The organism is Agrobacterium sp. 5Ca39 (assembly GCF_055382365.1).
On sequence record NZ_AP026436.1, the window covers coordinates 311070 to 329218 of the forward strand.

The following is an 18149-nucleotide window of genomic DNA, read 5'->3' on the forward strand; positions in this document are numbered from 1 at the left end:
GTATCAATGCCTGCGGCAACACGGCATCTGCCTTTTTGAATTGGCTTTTGTTAAAGCGGTCCCGACAGGGGCACTACAGCGCATTTTTCTGTCAGGTGGATCAAAACAGTGACATCGGCGTCGATCGTGGTGTTGTCATCACAATCGATGCCTTAGACATCAGCCATAAAAGCGGGGACGATATCGCAATGGCAAAGGGTAATTTGCATTCGCAAGCGCGCCGGAACGGTCGCTGGCATTGGGCGAGGTGCATGCGCGGCCGACGGTGCTGCTTGCCCCGTCGCGCATCATCATCCAGCTTGCCTTCATGATGGATGGCGGCTCGGCCGTGCACCATTCCGTCATTGCGGAAATGTCGCGCAGCCGCGGTGTTGCGCCGCCGGAACGCGATGCGCGTCACCACGCCATGCCGTGGGGGCAGGGGACATTACGCTGGGAGCGGCATACCGAATTCTCGACCTGGTTCTGGGATGGCCCTGCGCCGGAAAAATTTGGCGGGGAGATTGCCGGCGATCCCTTCGGTGACTGCTTTTCGCCGCCCGGCTCGCTGATCTCGGGCGTGCGGCTGGAAATTCGCCCGGAGAGTGGTTTTACCTCGCAGGCGGAAACAATCTTCGAGCCGACCAGCCTCTGTCATAGCGACGTGCGCGACGGTCAGGCGGCCATCCTCACCGATTTCCGGCAGGATCGCGACGGGCTGACGCAGATATTGGTGATCGACCGCGGCCTCAGCGATTACAGCCGCGGCGCGCTGGTGCAGCGGCTGCTGGATATTGAAACCTATCGCACGCTTGCCATGCTCGGCCTGCCGATGGCGCAGACGCTCTCGCCGGAAATCCGCCGCATCGAGGATGGCTTGACGGGCATCACCCAACGCATGAAAAACGGCGCGCGCGACGAGGCGGATGCGCTGCTGGCCGAAATGACCCGGCTTGCGGCCGAACTTGAAGCCAATGCCGCGCTCAGCCTCTATCGTTTCGGCGCCAGCCGCGCCTATGACGGCATCGTGCGCGAACGCATCCGGGCGCTCGCGGAAACGCCTGTTCAGGGCCATGAGACGATGGGCAGCTTTCTGGAACGGCGTATGGCGCCCGCCATGCGCACCTGCCAGTCGGTGGAAGAGCGGCAGGCCAACCTGTCGCGCAAGCTCTATCGCGCCACGGCTCTGGTTCGAAGCTGGATCGATGTGGAGCTGGAACGGCAGAACACCGTGCTGCTCAACACCATGAACAAGCGCGCCGCGATGCAGCTTCGCCTGCAGCAGACGGTGGAAGGCCTGTCTGTCGCCGCCATCTCCTATTATGTCGTCGGGCTTATCGGTTATCTCACCAAGGCAATCAGCCATGATGTGCTGCCGGTCGACCCGGCCGTGGTCACCGGCGTTTCTGTGCCCTTCGCCGTGCTTGGCGTCTGGTGGGTGGTGCGCCGCATCCGCCGCTCCCATGCGGAGGGCGGGCACTGAGTGTCAGCCCTGCTCCCAATAGGGCGACGGCCCATAAAGCGCGGCGAGATAATCGATGAACAAGCGCACTTTGGCGGGCAGGAACTGTCGGCTGGGATAAACCGCCGAGAGTGTGACGTTGCGCGACCCTTCATAACCGGGCAGCACCTGTACCAACTTCCCGCTTCGCAATTCATGGCCGATATCCCATGTCGAACGCAGCGCAACACCAAGCCCTGATATCACCGCCTCACGGATCACCTCGCTCGAATTGGTGACCAGCATGCCTTCAGGCCGAATGCTGAGCGCGCCGCCCGGTCCCTCCAGCCGCCAGATGTCATTATTGTGCGCCGGCAGGCAGCGATGTTTCTTCAGATCCTCGATCGTATCCGGCATGCCATGCGCGGCTACGTAGTCGGCCGAGGCGCAAAGCACGCGCCGCACCGGTGCCAGCCTGCGGGCCACGAGGCTGGAGGAGTTGAGATCGGCGATACGGATCGCCAGATCGTAACCGCCCTCGATAATATCGATGAACTCATCGCTCAGCACCAGATTGACTGACAGGTCCGGATGCCGCTCCATGAATGTCTTCAGATGTGGCGCGATATGCATGCGCCCGAAAGAGGTGGGTGCGGAAACCTTCAGCGTGCCGTTGACGGTATTGGCCCGGCCGGAGACGAAATCCTCCGCCTCTTCCAGCCCTTCGAGAACAGCCAGCACCCGTTCGTAAAAGCCTTGCCCCGCTTCGGTCAAAGAGATTTGTCGCGTGGTGCGCTGGAACAGCCGGGCACCGAGCTTTTCTTCCAATCGCTTGATGCGCTTGGAAATGACGGCGGGCGAATAACCAAGCTCCTTGGCAGCAAGCGACATGCTGCCGGAGGCGGCAACGCTGGCAAAGACTTCGAGATCACCCAGATTTGTCATAGTTGCCCTTGATTGTTTCCAGAATAGAAAAAATCCATAACATTTGATTGCGCAGCTTCAAAGTGGTAAAGAAACAATACCAGTTATCGGCACGGAGGAGCGGCGGTGACGCAGCCTATAAAGTTTCTGGAGCCGCGCGCTCAGGTCTTGGCGGATCGCGACCGAATTATCGCCGACCTCAAGACCGTCCTGCCTGATGACTGTCTTGTGCACGAGCCGCGCGAACTCGTGCCTTTCGAGACCGATGCTTTCGTTTCCTATCGCCGTCTGCCGCTCGCCGTCGCTTTGCCGAGAACGACGGAGGAGGTGGCGGCTGTCATGACATATTGCCATCGCTCCGGCATTCCGGTCGTGCCGCGCGGGGCCGGCACCTCGCTTTCCGGCGGCGCTATCCCGCAGGAAGACGCCGTGGTGATCGGCCTGTCGAAGATGAGTGCGATCCTTGAGCTTGATTTTTACAATCGCACGGCGCGGGTACAGGCGGGCGTAACCAATCTCTCCATCTCCGATGCCGCAGGCGCGGAGGGTTTCTTTTATGCACCCGACCCCAGCTCGCAGCTTGCCTGCACCATCGGCGGCAATATCGGTATGAATTCCGGCGGCGCGCACTGTCTGAAATATGGCGTCACCACCAATAACCTGCTTGGCGTCAAGATGGTGCTGGTCGATGGCACGGTGCTGGAGTTGGGCGGCAAGCATCTGGATGCTGCAGGTTACGACCTGCTCGCGCTTGTCTGCGGCTCGGAGGGCCAGCTCGGTATCGTGACGGAGGCAACGGTGCGCCTCATCGCCAAGCCGGAGGGCGCGCGCCCGGTGCTGTTCGGTTTCGAAACCTCCGAAGAAGCGGGCTCCTGCGTCGCGGATATCATTGGCGCGGGCATCATCCCTGTTGCCATCGAGTTCATGGACAAACCGGCCATCGAAATCTGCGAGGCCTTCGCCAAAGCGGGATATCCGCTTGACGTCGGTGCGCTTCTTATCGTGGAAGTCGAAGGCTCCGAGGCGGAAATGGACGCCATGCTGGCCGATATCGTGGCCATTGCCCGACGACATGGCGTGAAGACGGTGAAGGAATGTCAGTCGGCAATGGAGGCGGCCGCGATCTGGAAAGGCCGCAAATCCGCCTTTGGCGCAACGGGTCGTATCGCGGATTATATCTGCATGGACGGCACGGTGCCGCTCTCCCAGCTTTCCCATGTGCTGAAAAAGACGAGCGAAATCACCGATCGCCTCGGCCTGCGCGTCGCCAATGTCTTCCATGCGGGGGATGGTAACATGCACCCGCTGATCCTGTTCAACGCCAATGACCCTGACGATGCGGCCCGTGCGGAAGAAGCGGGCAACGAAATTTTGAAGCTCTGTGTGGATGCCGGTGGCTGTTTGACCGGTGAACATGGTGTGGGCATCGAAAAGCGTGACCTGATGCGGCACCAATATGGCGAGGCCGATCTCGCACAGCAGATGGCGGTGCGGGCAGCCTTTGACGAGGGCTGGCTGATGAACCCTTCCAAGGTGTTTCCGCTTGAGGGGAGGGGTTGATGGGCGCTGGTTTTATGATCTTGCAGGGTGTGGCTTACCCCCCTCTGTCCTGCCGGGCATCTCCCCCTCAAGGGCGGAGATCGGCAAGGGTAGAACACCCTGCCCATGGAACGGGTGGGTGCGGCATATCGATCTCCCCCCTTGAGGGGGAGATGCCCGGCAGGGCAGAGGTGGGTATCACTTGCTCGAAGGCAACAATCGCATGCTGACGCCCTACGCAGAAACCCAGGTCGCCGACATCATCCGCGATCATGCCACGCGCAAAACCCCGCTGAAAATCTTCGGCGGCAACACTCGCTCCGGTTTCGGCAATGCGGTGACGGCGGAGACCGTGCTAACCTCCCGTGCGATGAACGGTATCGTTTCCTACGTCCCCGCCGAAATGGTCATGACTGCCAGGGCTGGCACGCCGCTCGCAACTGTCGAAGCGGCGCTGGCAGGAAATCGCCAGATGATGGCCTTCGAACCGATGGACCATCGCCCCATCATGGGCACCCATGGCGAACCGACCATTGGCGGCGTCTTTGCCGCCAATGTTTCCGGTCCGCGCCGCTATGTGGCGGGTGCGGCGCGCGACAGCCTGCTGGGCATCCGTTTCGTTAATGGCAGTGGCGAGATCATCAAGGCCGGCGGCCGGGTGATGAAGAATGTCACCGGTCTCGATCTGTCGAAGTTTCTCGCTGGTTCTTTCGGCACGCTTGGGTTCCTCACCGAAGTCACATTCCGCGTGCTGCCGAAACCGCCCGTCGAAAAAACCGTTGTCGTGTCCGGCCTTGACGACGAGGCGGCGACACGCATCATGGCGGCGGCGATGGCGATGAGCGTCGAGGTCTCCGGCGCGGCGCATCTGCCTGAAAGCGTGCGCTCCCGCTTTATCGATGGCGCCTTGCCGGAAGGACCGGCCACCATTCTGCGTCTGGAAGGCCTTGCGGCCTCGGTGGAGGCCCGCACGGCTAAACTCCTGTCGGTCATGGATCGCGTCGGACCCTGGGCGCTGCTGGAGGGCGACGAAAGCAGCCTTTTGTGGCGGCAGGTCCGGGATGTCGCGCCCTATGCCGGCCAATCCGCCAAGCCGCTCTGGAAAGTCTCGGTAGCGCCTTCGATGGGCCACCAGCTTGTTGCAGCGCTGCGCATGGAGGCAGGCATCGACGCCTTCTATGACTGGCAGGGCGGCCTGGTCTGGATGCAGATGGAGGCGGACCCCGAAGCTCATCTGCTGCGTGGCGCAATCCGTGCGCTCGGCGGTGGCCATGCCACGCTGGTAAGGGCGAGCGATGCTGTGCGCGCCAAAGTCGCGGCCTTCGAACCGCGCCCGGCGGCGGAAGCGCTGCTTTCCGCGCGTATCAGGGAAAAGCTCGATCCCGTGGGCATCTTCAATCCCGGCAAGATGGCCGTAACGATGGAAAGGGCCGTCTGAACCATGCAAACATCCTTCACGCCTGAGCAGCTGGCCGATCCACATGTGGCGGAATCCGAAAAAATCCTGCGCAAATGTGTGCATTGCGGCTTCTGCACCGCCACCTGTCCCACCTATGTCACGCTTGGCAACGAGCTGGATAGCCCGCGCGGCCGCATCTACCTCATCAAGGACATGCTGGAAAACAGCCGTCCGGCCGACCGCGAGGTGGTCACCCATATCGACCGCTGTCTTTCCTGTCTTGCCTGCACCACCACCTGCCCCTCCGGCGTGGATTACATGCATCTGGTCGATCATGCCCGCGCCCATATCGAGCAGACGTACAAGCGCCCCTTCATGGATCGGCTGATCCGCAATCTTCTGGTCGGCATATTACCCCATCCTGCCCGTTTCCGGCTGGCCCTGCATCTGGCCCGTCTGGCACGGCCTTTCGCCGGCCTTTTTGCAAAGGCTCCTGCGCTGAAACCGCTGCAGTCCATGCTTGCTCTCGCACCGGCCGCGGTCCCTCCAGCGTCGGCGTCAAGCCGCCCGGGCGCGCGACCGGCCGAAGGTGAAAAGCGCGGGCGCGTCGCCATTCTCACCGGCTGCGCCCAGCCGGTGCTTGATCCCGGTATCAATGAGGCGACGCTGCGGCTGCTTACGCGGCTCGGTATCGAGGTCGTTGTGCCGAAAGGGGAGGGCTGCTGCGGTTCGCTGGTGCATCATATGGGGCGGGAGGAAGAGGCGCTGGCTTCTGCTCGGCGGAATGTCGATGTCTGGACGCGCGAGATGGAGAATGGCGGTCTCGACGCCATCATCATCACAGCGTCGGGCTGCGGCACCACCATCAAGGATTACGGCCATATGCTTCGGCTTGATCCGGCCTATGCCGAAAAAGCCGCGCGGGTCTCGGCTCTGGCAAAGGACATCACCGAATACCTCGCCACGCTCGATCTGCCGCAACAGCAAAGCCAAGGGCTGACGGTCGCCTATCACTCCGCCTGCTCCATGCAGCACGGTCAGAAGATCACGCTTGCGCCGAAACAACTGCTGAAGGCGGCGGGTTTTGCCGTGCGTGATCCGGCGGAAGGGCATCTCTGCTGCGGCTCGGCCGGAACCTACAACATCCTGCAACCGGAAATTTCCGCCAAGCTCAAGGCGCGCAAGGTGAAGAACATCGAGGCCACGCGGGCAGATGTCATCGCGACAGGAAATATCGGCTGCATCACGCAGATCGGAACCGGCACGGACATGCCGATCCTGCACACTGTCGAGCTTTTGGACTGGGCTTATGGCGGGCCGAAGCCGGCGAGGCTGTCAGTTTAGAAACGTCCCGTGGTACTTTCGACTGCGCAGTACCCGAGCCACATTTCGCGCATGCACTTTCGGCATCCGTCATGCCGGGCTTGACCCGGCATCCAGCCGACGCGCGTGGGCGCGACGAGAAGAGTCTTTCCAGCCCAATGACTTGGGCTGGCTGGATTCCGGCTCATGGCCGGAATGACGAAGAAAGAGAGCGTCGTCCACGCGGCACGCTCTGGCCATATCTTCTAGAACTTATACGCCACACCGAAATTCACCGCATTGGTGATGATGTCGGTCTTCAACGAGCCGCCGTTGTCAATATCGACATCGACGAAGGAATAGGTGCCCTTATATTCCACGAAGGTCGACCAGCTGTCGGTGATGCGGTAGCTGAGGCCGGCCTGCGCCTGCAGTGTTGCGCCGCCGAACTGGTATTCGAAAGTCTTGCCCGAAGGGCGATACACTTCCACATGCGGCACGTTGATGCCGACGCCGGCGCCGACGTAAGGGGTGACCGGCAGGGATTCCAGCGGAAAGCGGTAGAGCGCGTTCAGCGTCAGTAGGTTCAGGCCGTCGGTGAATTCGAAATGCGACCAGCCTGAGCGGGCAAGCGTCTGGTCATCGGCATAGACCTTGTCATGGGTGAAATCGAGCGAGATACCGAAATTCCGGAGCTGACCCTCATCGAACCAGTAGGTGCCGCGCACGCCCCAGTAGGGCGGGTTGGAAAAGGACTTGCCTTCCCATCCGGCGCGGAAATCCGGACCGTCGGAAACTTTCACATCGCTGTGCGGTGCGCTTTGCCAGCCGCCGTAACCGGAAATTTCGAATTCGCCCGCGATTGCGGCAGAGAAAGAAACGCCGCTGAAGAGCAGGGCGCAAACAAATGAAGTATGGCGCGGCATGAAGTGAATCCAGATTGATATCAGTAATTCACCAAACCGTTTTTTGATAACATTTGAATGACAGAAACGAAAAACGGGCGGTCGATTGACCACCCGCTTTAAGGCCGTTCCGTCATCCCCCTGAGAGAGGTTCGGCGCCTGGCGTCCCCCGCCAAGTCTCATTCCGCTGAAGTGAGCCGGATTGTACCGCCGCAGGGCGGTAATTCAAGCGGATAAGCCGATACGCCCGTTCCGAAGCGGCCGGAAAGGCTGAACCGTTGCCGTCATATCACAATGACCTTGGTTCCGACGTTGACGCGCTCATAGAGGTCGGTGACATCCTCGTTGCGCATACGGATGCAGCCGGAGGAATTGTTGCTGCCGATCGTCCAGGGCTGGTTGGTGCCGTGGATCCGGTAAAGCGTCGAGCCGAGATACATGGCGCGCGCGCCCATCGGGTTGGCGGGGCCGCCTTCCATGAAGGCCGGCAGGTAATGTCCTTTTGCCGCCTCTCGGGTGATCATTTCCTTCGGCGGGGTCCAGCTCGGCCATTCCGCCTTACGGGTTACCTTGTGAGTTCCAGCCCATTCGAAACCGGGCTTGCCGACGCCGACGCCATAACGCCGGGCCTTGCCATCAGCAAGCACGAGATAGAGGAAACGGTTCGGCGTATCGATGACGATAGTGCCGGGTTTTTCATTGGTCGGATAGGTGACGATCTGCGGCAGGAATTGCGGCGCGATCTGGGTACGCACCGGCGCATTGGGGCGTACGGCGGCATTCTGCACCCGTGCCGGGCGCTGCGATGTGACGCCGGAGCTGGGTCGCTGCGGCATCGCGGCCTGGCGCTGCTGGAAGAACGGCTGGCGTGCGGCAGGTGCGCGCGGATAGACAACGGGGCGCACGTTGCCGCGGCCGCCGAGCTGGGTTACCCATGGCGCAGAAAGATCCGGGCTGACGACGACGGGCGGACGCTCGCGATAACGTTCATTGGCCATGGCGGCAGGGACGGCGAGGGTGGAAACAAGGCTCAGCGCCAGGAAAACGGACTTCATCGTCATCGGGTGGACTCTCTCTGCGGGACGTCGCAACTATGGATTTGCGGGATCATTCTCCCGCTTTGCCGAACACGTTCGCACCTTGACGCCAGCGAATCGTAAATGGCTGTTCATTAAAAAGCGCTTGATTAAGGAAAGCTGATTTTAGGGTTAGCACCCCGTTTTGAAACGTGGTGAATGAGTGGTAAGTGCAGTCTTTAAGTGGTCGCAGGCGGAGTGGAAAAGGTGGTCGCGGAAATGATCGAGGCGGGACTTGAAACGGGCGCGGATGGCCTTGTTCGGTGCTTCTGGCAGCAGGGGCTTGCGGATTACAGCCGATATCACGACGAGGAATGGGGTTATCCCGTCACCGATGATCGCCGCCTGTTTGAGAAAATTTGCCTGGAGGGCTTTCAGTCCGGCCTCTCCTGGCTGACGGTGCTGCGCAAGCGGGAGGCTTTCCGTCTTGCATTCGCCAATTTCGAGTTCGAAAAAGTGGCCGAGTTCGGCGAGGCCGATATCGAGCGCTGCCTTGCCGACAAGGGCATTATCCGCCATCGCGGCAAGATTGTTTCCACCATCAACAACGCCCGCCGCGCCGTGGCTCTGCGGGACGAGTTCGGGTCGCTCGCCCGATATTTCTGGGGCTTCGAACCGGCTGCCGCAGAAAGGCCGCAAAGGCTGGACTATGCGACTTTAAGGGCCAATCCCACTAGCGCCGCCTCCATCCGCCTTTCCAAGGATCTGAAGAAGCGGGGCTGGACCTTTGTCGGCCCGACGACCGTCTATGCATTCATGCAGGCCATGGGTATGGTCAACGACCATATCGAAGGCTGTCATTGCCGCCAGCCGATAGAGGTCATGCGGCGGGAGTTTGTACGTCCATGAAGGTAACCCCCCTTCTCCTGGCGCTTGCCATGGCCATGGCCGCCGTGCCGCACCCCTCCTTTGCGGAAGGCCGCAACGTTGACGGTATCTGGCTGGATGACGGCGAAAGGCTGAAGGAGGTGGCGTTGCCACCGGCCGGCCCGCTGAAGCTCGAGGGCTGGACGCGTCGCGGGCGCGGCGATGTTTATCGTCTGAAGGTGAAGGCAGGGCAGACGGTGAAGGTCGAGCTTGCCGCCTCGAGCGAATTCGTGTTGATGGCGATCTTCGATTTTTCGACCCCGGATGAAGATGCGATTTTCTTCAGCGATTCCCAGGGCAAGGTGGCGACGCTGACACCAAAGGCAGATACCGAGTGGTTGATTCGCCCGACGCTCATTCTCGGTTCGCCGCGCCGCGGGCTCGGTGCGCATTATACACTTACTGTCAGCGCCGGCGAATAAAGCCGGAAGCTGGCTCAGGTCGTCTGGGTCAATATGATCAGGCCAAAGCTCAGGATACCGAGCAGCAAGAGAGACAGGCTGGCAGCCAGGATGACCTTACCGCCGGCGTGGCGAAGGCTGCGGATATCGACCGACAGGCCCAACGCCGCCATCGACATGATGGTGAGGATGTTTGAGAGAGAGGCGACGGGGGCAAGCAGGACTTCAGGTATGAGACCGAATGACCGGGCCATGATCATCAGCACGAAGCCGATGATGAACCACGGAACCATCTGCTGCAATCTGAGGCGTCCCTTGTCCGACCGGCCGTGGACGACGGAGAGGGTGGCGATGACAGGTCCCAGCATCAGCACGCGGATGAGCTTCACGATGGTGCCGGTTTGCACGGCAATCGCGCCAAGCGGGGCGGTGGCGGCCAGAACCTGCGGCACGGCATAGACCGTAAGCCCGGCGAAGATGCCGTATTGGGTGGCGTCGAGCCCGAGAAGCTGCGGCAGGAACGGCATCAAAAGCACGGCGGCGACACCGAGAACCGCGGTAAAGGCAATCGAGGCGGCGACATCTTCCGGCTTGGCGCCGATGGCAGGGGCCGCAGCGGCAATGGCGGAATTGCCGCAGATGGAATTGCCGCAGGCAATCAACGTCGCGAGCTTGGGCGGGAGGCCGAGCATCCGCCCGGCGGCATAGCTGACGACCAGTGACAGCACGACGATCAGCGCAATGCCACCTATCAGCAATCCGCCGGCGCCCTTGAGGATGGACAGGCTGAGTGATGCACCGAGAAGCGCCACGGCGATTTCAAGCAGGGTCTTGGCGCTGAACTTTATGCCGGCGGAAGCGGCTGCGGGCAGAGCCACCAGCGAACGCAGCATGGTCCCGATCAGAATGGCGAGAACGAGATCGCCAAGCCAGGCATGGCCCGCAAGCCGCACCTGAAAGCGCTCCGCCAGAATGGCGGCGCAGCTGACGGCCGCACAGAGGAGAATGCCCGGAAGAAGCGGGGCGAGCCAGCGGAGCGAAAACTGGAAGGGATGAGCAAGGGTGCGATGTTGGGCCATGACCAGACCATGCCGCAGCAGCCTGTTTTATTCTATCAAATAATATGGCATATATTATTCGATAAAATCGAATGAAAAACCATGACCTTTGAGCAGCTCCGTATTTTCATAGCCGTAGCCGAACGCGAGCACCTGACAAGGGCTGCGGAAGCCATCGGTCTGACCGCCTCCGCCGTCAGCTCCGCCATCAAAAATCTCGAAGCCTTTTATAATGTCGAACTGTTCCACCGCGTCGGACGCAACATTGAGTTGACTGAAAGCGGCCGGGTGTTTCTGGGTGAAGCAAAGGCGACATTGGCGCGTGTGCGCAATGCGGAGCTAATTCTCTCCGAAATGGGCGGGCTGACGCGCGGCGAAATCACCGTCTGCGCCAGCCAGACCATTGCGAGCTACTGGCTGCCGCCGATCCTGATGCAGTTTAAGAAGCTCTATCCCGGTGTCACCGTGCGGCTGGATATCGGCAATACCAAGACCGTGACGCAGGCGGTGCTGGACGGTCTTGCGGAGGTGGGTTTCATTGAAGGCAGGATCGATGAGCCGGCTCTGATGGTGCAGCCGGTGGTGTCTGACAAGCTTCTGGTCGTCACGGGCTCCGCCCATCCCTTTGCCGATGGCCGTTATCTCACCGCGCTGGATATCCTCTACGGCACTTCATGGGTTCTGCGCGAGCAGGGCTCCGGCACCCGCTCCGCCTTCGAGGCGGCGGTGCGGCAGATGGGCGTGGATCCGGGTGAACTCTCGGTCATGCTTGAACTGCCGTCCAACGAGGCGGTGGTGATGGCGGCACGCTCCGGCGGGGCTGCGACGGCGGTTTCAGCCTCAGTGGCATCCCTCTTCCTGCGGCAAGGGCTGCTCGTTCGCGCTGGTATTGATCTGCCCGCCCGCAACTTCGCTTTGTTGCGCCACAAGGAACGCCACACCAGCCGGGCAGCCATGGAGCTGGAACGCCTCAGCCGCGCGGCATCGGAGGATTACAAGGCCGGTCTTGCGGGGTTATAGTAAAGCGCGGGGTGGCAGGCGGCGTTCGCGCGTTCGCCGTTGTATGGGAAAGCTGTCGCAAGTTTCTTCTCCCCGCCGGGGGAAGAAATATGCCGCAAAGTTGCCGGAGGAGCGCCATAGCCGGCGCTCCCCTTCAACAATAGCAATCACTTGCCCCTGGACTTCAGCCAGGCCTTCATCATGGCGATTTCGCCTTCCTGCGCCTTGATCACTTCTTCGGCCAGCTTGCGGATTTCCGGGTCCTTGCCGTATTGCAGTTGGACCTTGGCCATATCGATCGCCCCCTGATGATGCGGGATCATGCCGCGCACGAAATCGACGTCGGCATCACCACTATAATCGATGGCCATATTGCCATGCATCTTTTTGCTGGCTTCCATGAAGGCCTGGGTGGAAGCGCTGTCGCTCATGCTGCCTTTTGACATGTCGTGTCCGGCATGGCCGCCCGCGTCCTGTGCAAAAGCGGGCATGGCGAGAGAGGCCGCAAAAGCGGCGGCGAGCGTAATGGTCTTGATAGACATGGATTATCCTTCCTGTGTCTGACGGATTTTTCGAAAGTCGGTCTGAAAAATCTGCGGTCAGGCGCGGGGAGGCGGTAGCGGCGGCGCGAAAGCCTTGCCGTCAAACACAGTGCCGCGTTGCGGCTTCGGATAGGCGAATGCCATCCGCCCGGCATCGGCAAAGATCATTCGTGGAACCACGATCAGGCAGGCGGCGCAGGAATCCGGATGTGAAGCATCGTTGCCGTGGGGGCAGCAACCGCCCGTTCCCGCGTCATGAGCGGCATTCTCCGCAGGCGTTTGAGAACCGTGATCTTGCGGGTGTGATTGGGTATCTTGATGTTTCATCGGCAATTGCGAGGAAACAACCATGCCTGTCGGCATGCTCATCGCCATCTGCGCCGGCATCGCGCCGTAAAGCAGGCAGGCAAGGAACATCAATGTGCGGACCACATGGGGCATGATGTGAAGTTACCGCTGAAATTATGGAATAAGCATGACGATCAGGTCAGTTCGCGTGCAATGACGTGGTGCACGATGCGATAATCCCTGCTTTCCTCGCCAAGCGGCGCGAGCGGCCACTCCCATGCAGCGGCGGGCGCGGGAAGCTCAATGCCGTGCAGCAGGTCTTCGTGCTGGTGCAGGCTTCCATCCTTGCCGATGACGTCAAAGGCGGTGTCCGTCACGAGGCACACCTTGCAGGGCAGACCGGCCAGCGCATCGAGATGCGTATGAATGAGTTTCGGCAGGAGATCATCAGGCGTAGCCGCTATTTTCTGCCGTTCCAGCCGATGCTGTGCACCCGTACCGATCTGCGACAGCAGGTTGGCCGAGACGACAAAATCGAGATAGGGCACCCGCCGCAGGAAATCGAGCGGTTCCGCCGGTCGGCCGGCCATGAGATCATCGAAGCCGGAAAGATCGCGATTGGCGATGCGGACGTTCTTTTTGGCATTGAGCCGCAACTTCGCCTGCACGCTGGCGAGATGTACCAGATCGACCAGAACGACGGTATCGAACATCGCCACCAGCGCCTCATGGGGCACATCCCGCAACAGGCCGGACCCCAGCACCACGGCGGTCCGTCTCTGCTTCAGCTTTCTCGCCGATTGCAGCACGAATTGCCGGCTGTTGTTTTCATGCTCCGCCCAGGCTTTGGCGCAACGATTGGCGCGTGCCCAGAGATTGACGGAATAGCGGATATGCGGCCGGAATTCTTTCGGCGTGACCGCGCGTGTCGCGGCATATTGCAGGGCTTCGAGGATCATGAATGCCTAACGGTAAATTTCGCGGCGATGGCCGATTCGACCACCAGCACGATTAGCTTGTGATCCTGTATATCGCAGATGATGCGATAATCGCCCACCCGGTAGCGCCAATAATTGCCGAGTTCGGAGCCTTGCAAGGCGGCACCAGTCTGGCGGGGATTTTCATTTTGCACCACCCTGTCTGCCAGAAACGAAACGATGCGGTTCGCATCTTGCTTCGCCAGCTTTTCAAGCTGCTTGACGGCGCGGTGCTGAAACTCAATTTTCCAGGTCAAGATTGCGCATCACTTCTTCCAGAGTATAGGTGCGCTCATTGTTTGCGATCCGTCGCCGCGTCGCCTCTTCGGCGAGATAAAGATCTTCCATATCTTCGATATGCTTCTCGATCGCCTCGCGAATGTAATAGGCAGATGTGCGTCCGGTGCGCTCGGAAAGCGCTTTCAGCCGCTCATAGGTCTCATCCGGGAGGCGGATGGCCGTCTGTTTGCTCATCGCTTGCGTCCTTTCCGACTAAAATGGGATACATGCATCCCATATAGCATCACTTGTCCTTCGCGGCCAGTAAAACCGGAGCCTTTGCGGCTTGCCGCACAGGGCTTCATCCTCTAAAGCATGTCTCCCAAAAGTGCGCAGCGGTTTTGGGATAAAGACATGCGTAAAAACAGAATTTAAAGCGCGGCGCGCTTCAACACCGGCATAATTTCAGGAAAATATCGGATCGGCATCATGAGCGAAAAAGCAAAAAAGCCTCAGAAACTGAAAGCCCGCCTGCCGCGCGGCTTCGTGGACCGCTCGGCTGCCGATATCCATGCCACCAACGAGATGATCGACAAGATCCGCAGGGTTTATGAGCTTTACGGTTTCGACCCGATCGAAACGCCGCAGTTCGAATATACCGATGCGCTCGGCAAGTTCCTGCCGGACAGCGATCGTCCGAACGAGGGCGTGTTTTCGTTGCAGGATGACGACGACCAGTGGATGAGCCTGCGCTACGATCTGACGGCGCCGCTCGCACGCCATGTGGCTGAAAACTTCAACGAAATCCAGCTGCCATACCGCACCTATCGCGCCGGTTATGTCTTCCGCAATGAAAAGCCCGGCCCCGGCCGTTTCCGGCAGTTCATGCAGTTCGATGCCGATACGGTGGGTGCTGCCGGCGTGCAGGCGGATGCCGAAATGTGCATGATGATGGCGGATACGCTGGAAGCACTCGGCATCAAGCGCGGAGATTACGTTATCCGAGTCAACAACCGCAAGGTGCTCGATGGCGTCATGGAAGCCATCGGTCTCGGTGGCGAGGAAAATGCCGGTCGTCGTTTGAACGTGCTGCGCGCTATTGATAAGCTCGACAAGTTCGGCCCTGAGGGTGTGAAGCTGCTGCTCGGCCCCGGCCGCAAGGACGAGTCCGGTGACTTTACTAAGGGTGCCGGTCTCGGTGACGAGCAGATCGAAAAGGTCCTGTTTTTCGTCGGCATCAAGGATTATGCGGCGAGCGCCGATGATCTGGCGAAACTGGTCGCGGGCACCTCGAAAGGCGAGGAGGGCGTTGATGAACTAAACATCATCGGCGCTCTGGTCTCCAGTGCCGGTTACGATGCGGATCGCATCAAGATCGACCCCTCGGTCGTTCGCGGCCTCGAATATTATACAGGCCCGGTCTATGAGGCCGAGCTCACCTTCGACGTCACCAACGAAAAGGGCGAAAAGGTCGTGTTCGGCTCCGTCGGCGGCGGCGGCCGTTATGACGGCCTCGTCTCCCGCTTCATGGGCCAGCCGGTTCCCGCCACGGGCTTCTCCATCGGCGTTTCGCGTCTGATGACGGCGCTGAAGAACCTCGGAAAGCTCGGTCAGGTGAAGCCGCTCGCGCCTGTTCTCATCACCGTCATGGATGGTGATGTGGAGAGTATGAGCCGTTATCAGCGCTTCACCCAGGCGCTGCGGGCCGAAGGCATCCGCGCTGAAATGTATCAGGGCAACTGGAAGAAATTCGGCAACCAGCTGAAATACGCCGACCGCCTCGGTTCCCCCATTGCCATCATTCAGGGCGGTGACGAGCGCGCCGAAGGCGTGGTGCAGATCAAGGATCTGATCGAAGGCAAGCGCCTCTCCGGCGAGATCGAGGACAATGCCAGCTGGCGCGAGGCGCGTGTGGCCCAGGTCAGCGTGCCGGAGGCCGAGCTGGTGGCAAAGGTCCGCGAGATTCTGGAGCATCAGGCAGAGGACGTTCGCCGCGCCGCCGAAGGGCGCTGAAGCCATGGGGATCTTTGCGCTCGACCATGTTCAACTGGCGATGCCGGCTGGCCGTGAAAAAGAGGCGCGGGCTTTTTACGGGAGCCTGCTCGGCTTTGCGGAACAGGCAAAACCGGCCAATCTGGTTGCCCGCGGCGGCTGTTGGTTCAGCCGGGGTTCGATAAAACTGCACCTGGGCATCGAGCAGGATTTCCGACCGGCGAAAAAAGCCCATCCGGCGTTTCTGGTCGATGACTTGGCAGACTTGCGAAAAACACTTGAAACAGCGGGCTGCCATGTGGTTGAGGATGAACCGCTTGAGGGATATCACCGGTTTTATGTCCATGATCCCTTCGGAAACCGCATCGAAATGATGCAGCCGCTCGAACCGTGACGAAAAGTACCGTTCCATGCCCCTGATCGACATGCCGGAGTTTTCCGGAGAGCTACTGGAAGAATTCGCCGCGCGCCGCACGAGTCGCGTGAACACGCCCGTCATCCAGCCTGCGGAACCGTTTCTGGATATGGCTGGCGAGGATTTGCGCCGCCGTATCTTCATGACGGAAAGCGAGACGGGTGAGAGCCTGTGCCTGCGGCCCGAATTCACCATTCCCGTCTGCCTGCGCCATATCGAGACGGCGACCGGCACACCCAAACGTTATTCCTATCTCGGTGAAGTCTTCCGCCAGCGCCGCGAAGGTGCGAACGAATTTTATCAGGCCGGCATCGAGGATCTCGGCGATACCGATATTGCTGCCGCCGATGCGCGTGCCGTCATCGATGCCACCGGGATTCTGCAGCGTCTGCTGCCGGGCCGGGCGCTTGCCGTCACCCTGGGCGATCAACAGGTGTTCGAGGCGGTTGTTGCCGCCCTTGGTCTGCCGCTCGGCTGGCAGAAGCGGCTGGTACAGGCCTTCGGTGACATGGCGCAGCTTGACGCGCTGCTGGAAAGCCTCATGCATCCCAAGCCGATGACCGGGCTGGACGCCCGCGTTGCCGGGCTATTGGCGACCGGGGATGAGGCGGTGCTGGTCGATTATCTCGATACGGTGATGCAGGAAACCGGCTACTCCACCAATGCAAGCCGTTCACCACAGGAAATCGCCCGCCGCCTGAGGGAAAAACTGGCCCTTGCGGCCACACGTCTACCGGATGACAGTTTTGCGCTGCTGAAGCAGTTCCTCGCTTTGAAGGCGCCTCTGCCGCAGGCCTCGCAGGTTCTGGCCGATTTTGCTGCGAAGGCGAAGCTGAAACTGGACGGAGCGCTTTCCGCTTTCGACAAACGTGTCGCAGCTCTTTCTAACGCGGGCGTTGACCTCGAAACCGTCACCTATGGCGCGGCGTTCGGTCGTCCGCTCGACTATTATACCGGCCTTGTTTTCGAGGTGGTGGAAGCGGGTGGAGATAGTGTTCTCGCCGGTGGCGGCCGTTTCGACCGGCTGCTGACGCTGCTCGGCGCACAGGAAAAAATACCGGCCGTGGGCTTCTCGCTCTGGCTGGATCGCATCGAAACGGTGCGCGGGAGTAAGCCATGATCACCATCGCATTGCCCTCCAAGGGCCGGATGAAGGAAGACTCCTCCGCCGTTCTGGAACGCGCCGGGCTGAAAGTCGCTGCCGTCGGCAATGATCGTTCCTATCGCGGCCGCGTCGAAGGGCGCGACGATATCGAGATCGCCTATCTGTCGGCGTCAGAAATCGCCCGCGAGATCGGCGCCGGCACGGTGGATTTCGGCGTGACCGGGGAGGACCTTGTGCGTGAAGGGCTGACCAATGCCGATGCGCAGGTGGAATTCTGCGCCCGTCTCGGTTTTGGGCATGCCGACGTCGTGGTCGCCGTGCCGGAAATCTGGCTGGATGTGGACAGCATGGCAGATCTGGGTGATGTCGCTTCGGAGTTCCGCGCCCGCCATGGTCGAAGGCTCGCCATCGCCACCAAATACTGGCGGCTGACGCAGCAGTTCTTTTCACGCCAGCACGGCATCCAGCTTTACCGCATCGTCGAAAGCCTCGGTGCCACCGAAGGCGCGCCGGCGGCGGGGCAGGCGGATATCATCGTTGATATCACCTCCACGGGTTCGACGCTGAAAGCCAACCATCTGAAAATTCTCTCCGACGGTATCATCGTGCGTTCGGAAGCCTGCTTTGTCCGCGCCCGCAAACCGGAACATGACGGCGATGGAAGGATTGAGGAGATCGCGTCGCGCATCAGGGCGGCGGTCTGAGCATCAAAACACAAAAG

General features: G+C 60.5%; 19 protein-coding genes and 1 pseudogene. 11 read left to right on the forward strand and 9 right to left on the reverse strand.

Features of this window, described 5'->3' with window-relative positions:
- The first annotated feature begins 232 nt into the window (after positions 1 to 232).
- The gene (locus ACZ47E_RS01455; RefSeq protein WP_464016991.1) at positions 233 to 1462 is read left to right on the forward strand and encodes a DUF3422 domain-containing protein; all 1230 of its coding nucleotides are present in this window, start codon (positions 233 to 235) and stop codon (positions 1460 to 1462) included.
- Between the two features lie 3 nt (positions 1463 to 1465).
- Here ACZ47E_RS01455 and ACZ47E_RS01460 read toward each other — a convergent pair whose 3' ends face one another.
- Positions 1466 to 2365, reverse strand: coding sequence for a LysR family transcriptional regulator (locus tag ACZ47E_RS01460; protein ID WP_004440165.1), 900 nt, complete (start codon positions 2363 to 2365; stop codon positions 1466 to 1468).
- Positions 2366 to 2470: 105 nt separating this feature from the next.
- Here ACZ47E_RS01460 and ACZ47E_RS01465 point away from each other — a divergent pair, with 105 nt between their 5' ends.
- From ACZ47E_RS01465 to glcF, 3 genes are all read left to right on the forward strand, one after another.
- Complete coding sequence (locus ACZ47E_RS01465; protein WP_278067251.1) at positions 2471 to 3904, forward strand: FAD-linked oxidase C-terminal domain-containing protein; 1434 nt, start codon at positions 2471 to 2473, stop codon at positions 3902 to 3904.
- Positions 3905 to 4106: 202 nt separating this feature from the next.
- Positions 4107 to 5321 carry a glycolate oxidase subunit GlcE gene (glcE, locus tag ACZ47E_RS01470; RefSeq protein WP_278067252.1) on the forward strand — a complete coding sequence of 405 codons (1215 nt, stop codon included), beginning with the start codon at positions 4107 to 4109 and terminating at the stop codon, positions 5319 to 5321.
- A 3-nt stretch (positions 5322 to 5324) separates the two neighbouring features.
- Positions 5325 to 6626 (forward strand): glycolate oxidase subunit GlcF, encoded by a 1302-nt coding sequence (glcF, locus tag ACZ47E_RS01475; protein WP_278067253.1) that lies wholly within the window; start codon positions 5325 to 5327, stop codon positions 6624 to 6626.
- Positions 6627 to 6850: 224 nt separating this feature from the next.
- Here glcF and ACZ47E_RS01480 read toward each other — a convergent pair whose 3' ends face one another.
- Together ACZ47E_RS01480 and ACZ47E_RS01485 are read right to left on the reverse strand one after the other, a co-directional pair.
- Positions 6851 to 7510, reverse strand: coding sequence for an outer membrane beta-barrel protein (locus ACZ47E_RS01480; RefSeq protein ID WP_278067254.1), 660 nt, complete (start codon positions 7508 to 7510; stop codon positions 6851 to 6853).
- 263 nt (positions 7511 to 7773) lie between these two features.
- Positions 7774 to 8550 carry a L,D-transpeptidase gene (locus tag ACZ47E_RS01485; RefSeq protein ID WP_004440174.1) on the reverse strand — a complete coding sequence of 259 codons (777 nt, stop codon included), beginning with the start codon at positions 8548 to 8550 and terminating at the stop codon, positions 7774 to 7776.
- Positions 8551 to 8784: 234 nt separating this feature from the next.
- Here ACZ47E_RS01485 and ACZ47E_RS01490 point away from each other — a divergent pair, with 234 nt between their 5' ends.
- Together ACZ47E_RS01490 and ACZ47E_RS01495 are read left to right on the forward strand one after the other, a co-directional pair.
- Positions 8785 to 9414 (forward strand): DNA-3-methyladenine glycosylase I, encoded by a 630-nt coding sequence (locus ACZ47E_RS01490; protein ID WP_004440176.1) that lies wholly within the window; start codon positions 8785 to 8787, stop codon positions 9412 to 9414.
- The gene (locus tag ACZ47E_RS01495) at positions 9411 to 9854 is read left to right on the forward strand and encodes a hypothetical protein (RefSeq protein ID WP_004440178.1); all 444 of its coding nucleotides are present in this window, start codon (positions 9411 to 9413) and stop codon (positions 9852 to 9854) included. Before ACZ47E_RS01490 ends, ACZ47E_RS01495 begins: the two co-directional genes overlap by 4 nt.
- A gap of 14 nt (positions 9855 to 9868) precedes the next feature.
- Here ACZ47E_RS01495 and ACZ47E_RS01500 read toward each other — a convergent pair whose 3' ends face one another.
- On the reverse strand, positions 9869 to 10912 hold the full coding sequence (locus tag ACZ47E_RS01500; protein WP_278067255.1) for a YeiH family protein: 1044 nt from the start codon (positions 10910 to 10912) through the stop codon (positions 9869 to 9871).
- An 81-nt stretch (positions 10913 to 10993) separates the two neighbouring features.
- On the opposite strand from ACZ47E_RS01500, the gene ACZ47E_RS01505 reads away from it, so the two are divergent.
- The gene (locus ACZ47E_RS01505; protein ID WP_004440182.1) at positions 10994 to 11911 is read left to right on the forward strand and encodes a LysR substrate-binding domain-containing protein; all 918 of its coding nucleotides are present in this window, start codon (positions 10994 to 10996) and stop codon (positions 11909 to 11911) included.
- Between the two features lie 146 nt (positions 11912 to 12057).
- Here ACZ47E_RS01505 and copM read toward each other — a convergent pair whose 3' ends face one another.
- The 5 genes and pseudogenes from copM to relB form a co-directional block, all read right to left on the reverse strand.
- Positions 12058 to 12432: a CopM family metallochaperone gene (gene copM, locus ACZ47E_RS01510; RefSeq protein ID WP_004440183.1), complete on the reverse strand. Its 375-nt coding sequence runs from the start codon at positions 12430 to 12432 to the stop codon at positions 12058 to 12060.
- A gap of 57 nt (positions 12433 to 12489) precedes the next feature.
- Positions 12490 to 12873: a hypothetical protein gene (locus ACZ47E_RS01515; RefSeq protein ID WP_234899157.1), complete on the reverse strand. Its 384-nt coding sequence runs from the start codon at positions 12871 to 12873 to the stop codon at positions 12490 to 12492.
- Between the two features lie 41 nt (positions 12874 to 12914).
- Positions 12915 to 13679: a hypothetical protein gene (locus ACZ47E_RS01520; protein WP_004440184.1), complete on the reverse strand. Its 765-nt coding sequence runs from the start codon at positions 13677 to 13679 to the stop codon at positions 12915 to 12917.
- Between the two features lie 6 nt (positions 13680 to 13685).
- Positions 13686 to 13954 (reverse strand): annotated as a pseudogene (locus ACZ47E_RS01525) (type II toxin-antitoxin system RelE family toxin).
- Positions 13938 to 14171, reverse strand: a complete 234-nt coding sequence (relB, locus tag ACZ47E_RS01530) for a type II toxin-antitoxin system RelB family antitoxin (RefSeq protein WP_004440186.1) — start codon at positions 14169 to 14171, stop codon at positions 13938 to 13940. The pseudogene ACZ47E_RS01525 and the gene relB overlap by 17 nt, the downstream one beginning before the upstream one ends.
- Before the next feature lie 234 nt (positions 14172 to 14405).
- Between relB and hisS the strand changes: the two genes are divergently transcribed.
- Genes hisS through hisG form a run of 4 tightly spaced genes read left to right on the forward strand, consistent with a single transcriptional unit; the run spans position 14406 to position 18132 of the window.
- Positions 14406 to 15929, forward strand: coding sequence for a histidine--tRNA ligase (gene hisS / locus ACZ47E_RS01535; RefSeq protein ID WP_004440187.1), 1524 nt, complete (start codon positions 14406 to 14408; stop codon positions 15927 to 15929).
- Between the two features lie 4 nt (positions 15930 to 15933).
- The gene (locus ACZ47E_RS01540; protein ID WP_006699502.1) at positions 15934 to 16302 is read left to right on the forward strand and encodes a VOC family protein; all 369 of its coding nucleotides are present in this window, start codon (positions 15934 to 15936) and stop codon (positions 16300 to 16302) included.
- A gap of 16 nt (positions 16303 to 16318) precedes the next feature.
- Complete coding sequence (locus ACZ47E_RS01545; RefSeq protein ID WP_004440189.1) at positions 16319 to 17443, forward strand: ATP phosphoribosyltransferase regulatory subunit; 1125 nt, start codon at positions 16319 to 16321, stop codon at positions 17441 to 17443.
- Positions 17440 to 18132, forward strand: a complete 693-nt coding sequence (hisG, locus tag ACZ47E_RS01550; RefSeq protein ID WP_004440190.1) for an ATP phosphoribosyltransferase — start codon at positions 17440 to 17442, stop codon at positions 18130 to 18132. The genes ACZ47E_RS01545 and hisG overlap by 4 nt, the downstream gene beginning before the upstream one ends.
- The last annotated feature ends 17 nt before the right edge of the window (positions 18133 to 18149 follow it).